The organism is Oleiphilus sp. HI0132 (assembly GCF_001635845.1).
In genome coordinates this window covers 1-670 of the sequence record NZ_LWGJ01001889.1, presented here as the reverse complement: position 1 = coordinate 670, position 670 = coordinate 1, and the positions used below count along the sequence as shown (strand labels likewise).

The following is a 670-nucleotide window of genomic DNA, read 5'->3' as shown; positions in this document are numbered from 1 at the left end:
TGTTTAAAATTGAAGTGCCTGAGATTTCAGAAGAAGTTATCGAGATTCGTGCCGCGGCGCGTGATCCAGGTTCTCGAGCTAAAATCGCTGTAAAAACTAATGATAAGCGAATTGATCCGGTTGGTGCTTGTGTTGGTATGCGTGGAGCACGAGTTCAGGCCGTCTCAGGTGAGTTAGGTAATGAGCGTGTCGATATCATCGTCTGGGATGATAACCCGGCTCAGCTAGTGGTTAACGCCATGGCGCCTGCCGAGGTTGCTTCTATCGTAGTAGACGAAGAAACAAATTCCATGAACGTTGCGGTATCTGAAGATAACTTGGCTATGGCAATCGGTCGAGCAGGGCAAAATGTTCGTCTGGCTGGTGAATTGACCGGCTGGGAATTGAACGTTATGTCTGAAGAAGATGCAGGTAAGCAGCAGGAAGAAGAGGTTGGCAAGTATGTTGACTTGTTTATCGAAACGCTTGATGTAGATGAAGACTTGGCGACTGAGTTGGTAAATGAGGGCTTTACTTCACTAGAAGAAGTCGCCTATGTACCGATTGAGGAAATGTTAGAGATTGACGCCTTCGATGAAGATATTGTTGAAGAGTTACGTCGTCGTGCAAAAGATGCCTTATTGAATAAAGCTTTGGCTTCCGAAGAGGAACTCGAAGGTAAAGAGCCTGC

General features: G+C 46.3%; 1 protein-coding gene. It reads left to right on the top strand.

What is annotated here, in order from left to right; translation table 11 throughout:
* Positions 1-670 (top strand): transcription termination/antitermination protein NusA (locus A3766_RS28490; protein ID WP_197479827.1); only part of this gene is annotated, 670 nt, incomplete at both ends.